General features: G+C 62.9%; 3 protein-coding genes and 3 pseudogenes. 3 read left to right on the forward strand and 3 right to left on the reverse strand.

Going from position 1 to position 5,052, the window contains the following annotated elements; all coding sequences use genetic code 11:
• Positions 1-1,154, forward strand: a 1,154-nt coding sequence (gene istA, locus SOP97_RS20130; protein ID WP_322950600.1) for an IS21 family transposase, incomplete at its 5' end; no start/stop codon positions are given.
• Positions 1,147-1,527: pseudogene (gene istB / locus SOP97_RS20135) on the forward strand (IS21-like element ISPst3 family helper ATPase IstB); the annotation flags it as partial. The gene istA (SOP97_RS20130) and the pseudogene istB (SOP97_RS20135), both read left to right, overlap by 8 nt.
• Positions 1,528-1,631: 104 nt before the next feature.
• Here istB (SOP97_RS20135) and istB (SOP97_RS20140) read toward each other — a convergent pair.
• Both istB (SOP97_RS20140) and istA (SOP97_RS20145) read right to left on the reverse strand, forming a co-directional pair.
• Positions 1,632-2,387: an IS21-like element ISPpu7 family helper ATPase IstB gene (gene istB / locus SOP97_RS20140; RefSeq protein ID WP_010454877.1), complete on the reverse strand. Its 756-nt coding sequence runs from the start codon at positions 2,385-2,387 to the stop codon at positions 1,632-1,634.
• Between the two features lie 17 nt (positions 2,388-2,404).
• Positions 2,405-3,919, reverse strand: coding sequence for an IS21 family transposase (gene istA / locus SOP97_RS20145; RefSeq protein ID WP_115287888.1), 1,515 nt, complete (start codon positions 3,917-3,919; stop codon positions 2,405-2,407).
• Between the two features lie 202 nt (positions 3,920-4,121).
• Between istA (SOP97_RS20145) and istB (SOP97_RS20150) the strand changes: the two are divergent.
• Positions 4,122-4,553 (forward strand): annotated as a pseudogene (gene istB, locus SOP97_RS20150) (IS21-like element ISPst3 family helper ATPase IstB); the annotation flags it as partial.
• A gap of 192 nt (positions 4,554-4,745) precedes the next feature.
• Here istB (SOP97_RS20150) and SOP97_RS20155 read toward each other — a convergent pair.
• Positions 4,746-5,052: pseudogene (locus tag SOP97_RS20155) on the reverse strand (IS5/IS1182 family transposase); the annotation flags it as partial.

A 5,052-nucleotide genomic window follows, 5' to 3' on the forward strand; every position in this document is an offset into this window, starting at 1 on the left:
CCTTTGTGCCGCTGACCTTTGCTCTTGGCGAGGCGTTTCAGTTTGACTGGAGCGAGGAAGGCTTGCTGGTCGGCGGCATTTACCGGCGTATGCAGGTGGCACATCTGAAGCTGTGTGCCAGCCGTGCGTTCTGGCTTGTGGCGTATCCGAGCCAGGGCCATGAGATGTTATTTGACGCCCATACACGCTCGTTCGGCTCCTTGGGCGGCGTGCCGCGCCGGGGCATCTACGACAACATGAAGACCGCCGTCGACAAGGTCAATAAGGGCAAAGGCCGGGCGGTGAATGCGCGCTTTGCGGTGATGTGTGCGCATTACCTGTTCGATCCGGACTTCTGCAACGTCGCCGCTGGTTGGGAAAAGGGCATCGTTGAAAAGAACGTGCAAGACAGCCGCAGGCGTATCTGGCTAGACGCCCAGGACTGCCAGTTTCACTCCTTCGAGGAACTCAATGCCTGGCTGGGCCAGCGCTGCCGCGCGCTTTGGAACGAGCTGACGCACCCTCAATACAGCGGGCTCAGTGTGGCCGAGGTACTGGAGTTGGAGCGCGCCGAACTGATGCCTATGCCCGCGGCCTTCGACGGTTACGTCGAGCGGCCTGCGCGGGTCTCCAGCACCTGCCTGGTCAGTGTCGGGCGCAACCGTTACTCGGTGCCGTGTGAGTACGCGGGTAAGTGGGTCAGCAGCCGTTTGTATCCGACCCGCATCGAGGTGGTGGCCGATGATGCGCTGATTGCCAGCCATGCGCGCTTGCTGGATCGCGAACAGGTCAGCTACGACTGGCAGCACTACATCCCGCTGATTGAGCGCAAGCCCGGCGCGCTGCGCAACGGAGCGCCCTTTACTGATCTGCCAGCGCCGCTGCGTCAGCTTAAGCACGGTCTGGGGCGTCATGCCGGCGGTGACCGGATCATGGCGCAAGTCCTGGCTGCCGTACCGGTCGCCGGACTCGATGCCGTGCTGGTAGCCGTTGAGCTGGTACTGGAGAGCGGCAGCCTGAGCGCCGAACACATCCTCAATGTCGTGGCACGGCTGACAGCATCCGAACCACCACCCAGCGTCGAAACCCACTTGTCGCTCAAGGAAGCCCCCGTCGCTAACACGGCGCGCTACGACCGCCTGCGTGGCCAGGCCGAGGAGGTCGGTCATGCGTGATTTGATGGCGGAACTCAAGGAGCTGCGCCTGCACGGCATGGCCACGGCCTGGGCGGAGTTAACTGCACAGGGTGAGTCGAACACAGCCTCGTCCAAGTGGCTGCTCGAACACCTGCTGGAACAAGAGCACACAGATCGCGCCATGCGCTCGGTGAGCCACCAGATGAACATGGCCAAGCTGCCGATGCACCGCGATCTGGCCAGCTTCGATTTCAACGCCTCTAGCGCCGACGCACGCCTGATCAGCGAGCTGGCCAGCCTGGCCTTTACCGACACCGCGCAGAACGTGGTGCTGATCGGTGGGCCAGGCACCGGTAAAACCCACCTAGCCACCGCGCTGGCCGTGTCCGGCATCACCCGGCACGGTAAGCGTGCGGATTCCACGCCATTCGGACACTCAGCCCACGCTGATCCGGACACCTGTTCCACGATCATTCGGACAGGCAGTCGGAGCGCAGCGACGCAGGGGTGGCATTGTTAGTCTGAGGTGCCCGGCGTCGTCAATTTCTGCGTCCGTTTGCGCATTGATTCACCCTTCAGATTGATCCGATAAGCGTTGTGCACCAGGCGGTCGAGGATGGCGTCGGCCAGGGTCGGGTCGCCGATCAGCTCGTGCCAGTTGTCCACCGGCATCTGGCTGGTAACGATGGTCGAGCGCTGGCCGTAGCGGTCGTCCAGTAGCTCCAGCATGTCGCGCCGCTGTTCGGCGGTGAACGGGGCTAGGCCCCAGTCGTCGAGGATCAGCAGGTCGGTCTTGGCGTAGCTGCTCATCAGCTTGGCGAAGCGGCCGTCGCCATGGGCCAGACCCAGTTCTTCCAGCAAACGTGGCAGGCGCAGATAGCGCACGCTGTAGCCCTCTCGGCAGGCCTGGTGGGCCAGGGCGCAGGCCAGCCAGGTTTTACCGACACCGGTGGGGCCGCCGATGATCAGGTTGAGGCCGTCGCGCAGCCACTGGCCACTGCTCAGTTGCAGGATCAGCGCCTTATCCAGTCCGCGCGGGCTACGGTAGTCGATGTCTTCGAGGCAGGCGTTGTGCTTGAGCCGGGCCTGGCGCAGGCGGCTGCTCAGGCGCTTGTCATCGCGTTCGGTCAGCTCGCGGTCGACCAGCAGGCCGAGGCGTTCCTCGAAGCTCAGGCTGTCGATTTCCGGGGTTTTCAGTTGTTCATTCAGCGCCTTGAGCATGCCGTGCAGGCGCAGGGTTTGCAGCTTGTCCAGGGTCGGATGGGGCAGCATGGTGAGTTTCCTTGTGTTCAGTGGTAGTAGCCGGGGCCGCGCAGGTTGGCGTGGTCGTCCGGCAGCAGGGGCAGGTGCTGCTGGGCCAGCGGCAGGTTTTCCAGCCCCTGGCGCAGGATCGATTCGAGGCTCTTGTAACTGCACGCACCGAGGCTGATGGCGCGACGGCAGGCCAACTCCAAGCGCACTTCGCCATGGGTCTTGCCCAGGCGCAGGATGCCCAGGCAGGCCCGGTAGCCCTGCTGCGGATGGATGCGCCGTTCGAGGATGTGCCGGATCACGCCGGCGGTGCTCGGCCCGGTCTGCTCGGCCCAGCGGATCAGCCGTTGCGGCGTCCACTCGGCATGCTCGCGATGGCTCTTGGGCATGTGCTCGGCCTGCGTGCTGTGCCTGCCCTTGTGCATTGAGCGCAGGTGGCTGGCCACTCGCTGGTTGGCGTGGAAACACTCGACGGTGCGCGCCGTCAGGCGCACCTCCAGCTGCTTCTTCACCAGTTGATACGGCACCGAGTAGTAATGCCCATCGACCTCGACGTGGTAGTCGATGTGCACCCGCGCCTTCTTCCACTCGGCATAGACGTAGGGTTGCTCCGGTAATGGGCGCAGCGCCGGACGATCCAGAGCCTCGAAGGCCGAGTGCCGGGAGCCCGGTAGCCTGCGAAACGGGCGGCGATTGAGCCGCTCCAGCAGCCCGGCGATAGCGCTGTTGAGTTCATCCAGGGAGAAGAACTGGCGGTTGCGCAGGGCGGCGAGGATCCAACGCTCGACCACCTGCACGCCGACTTCGGCCTTGGCTTTGTCGCGCGGCTTACGCGCCCGCGCCGGCACCACCGCCACTCCGTAGTGCTCGGCAAGGTCGCGGTAGCTGGGGTTGATGTCCGGCTCGTAACGATGGGCCTTGCTCACCGCGCTGCGCAGGTTGTCCGGCACCACGATCTCCGGCACGCCGCCGAGGAAGGCGAAGCAACGGGTATGCGAGCCTAGCCAGTCCGGCAGCTGCTGCGACCAGGTGGCTTCGGCGAAGGTGTAGCTGGACGCGCCAAGCACCGCGACGAACACCTGCGCCTGGCGGATCTCGCCGCTGTGGCGGTCGATAACCGGCACCGTCTGGCCGGCATAGTCGACGAACAGCTTCTCGCCGACGCGGTGCTCCTGACGCATCACCACGTCCAGCTTGCCCTGCCAGGCCCGGTAGTGCTCACAGAACCAGCTGTACTGAAAGCCCTGCGGCTGGCTCAGGCGGTACTCCTGCCAGAGCAGCGCCAGGGTCACCCCGGGGCGGCGCAGTTCGGCATGCACCCATGCCCAATCGGGTAAAGGCCGCTTCTCACTGGCAACCGCCGGGGCCGGCGGGAACAGTTGCTGCTCCAATTCGGCATCGGACAACGAACAGGGCCAACTGAGACCGCTGGCGGCAAAACGACAGAGGTAATCACCGGCACTGCTGTGGCCAGTACCCAGGCTGCGGGCGATCTTGCGCACGGACAGGCCGCAGTCGAACTTGAGGCGCAACACCTCTCGGATTTTACGCATGGATAAACGCTCCACGACGACCTCTTCGCTTCGAAAAAGAGGTCGATGGTAGTGAATAAATCCTGCGTAGCTGCCTGCCTGAAAAGTGTCCGGATGGCCGTGGAATCGGTGTCCGGATGCTCGTGGAGTGAGTGTCCGGATCAGCGTGGAATCACTGTCCGGATGTGCGTGGAATGGGTGTCCGAGTCAGCGTGGAATCCGCAGTAAGCGCGTGCGCTTCTACTCCACGGTCGATCTGGTCAATCTGCTGGAGCGCGAAAAACACGACGGCAAAGCCGGGCGGATCGCCCAGGCACTGCTGCGCATGGATCTGGTCATCCTCGACGAACTGGGTTATCTGCCGTTCAGCCAGGCTGGCGGTGCGTTGCTGTTTCACCTGCTGTCCAAGCTGTACGAACACACCAGCGTGGTGATCACCACCAACCTGAGCTTCGCCGAATGGTCGAGCGTGTTCGGCGACGCCAAGATGACCACCGCCCTGCTGGATCGGCTGACCCACCACTGCCACATCGTCGAAACCGGTAACGAGTCCTATCGCCTGCAACACAGTAGCTTGGCGGCCCAGGCCAAGATCAAATCACGGGAGCGAAAGCGTAAGGGCGGCCAAGAACCGGAGGACGATGAGCCGTTCTGATTTCATGGCGACGACGGCCTGCTACATGGCTGCGTGTGGCAGGTCTTAAACAACTGAACTGGGCTAGCGAAGGAGTGGGGGCAACAGCAGCTGCGCTGGTAGACTTATCCACAGTTGCTGGTAACAAAATCAGCAATCCGCCCTGGGTCAAATTTCAATCGGCAGGGTGGGTCAATTTTCCATCAGCGCCAACATTTCAATCCCCTGAAGCTCTTTCATCTGCGCTTTGAGCTTGGCGATTTTATCTTCCAGGCTGGCAGTGTCTGGCGCGGAGGCGCTAGGAATCTGTCGATCAGCCGCATCGAGCGCWGCCAAATAACGGCTGATGCTCGCCTCGATTTCTTCCATACGCCGCTTCAGTTTGGCGCTGGTGAAATTGCGGTCACGGTTGTTCACTGCCTTGAATTTGCTGCCGTCGATGGCAACCAAGTTTTCGCCAAACAACCCCAACTGCTGGCAGAGCAAAACGAACTGGCGGCAGACGCCGCGAATGGCCTTG

Origin of the sequence: Pseudomonas spirodelae (genome assembly GCF_034653255.1) — a bacterium.
In the GTDB taxonomy this organism is placed as follows: domain Bacteria; phylum Pseudomonadota; class Gammaproteobacteria; order Pseudomonadales; family Pseudomonadaceae; genus Aquipseudomonas; species Aquipseudomonas spirodelae.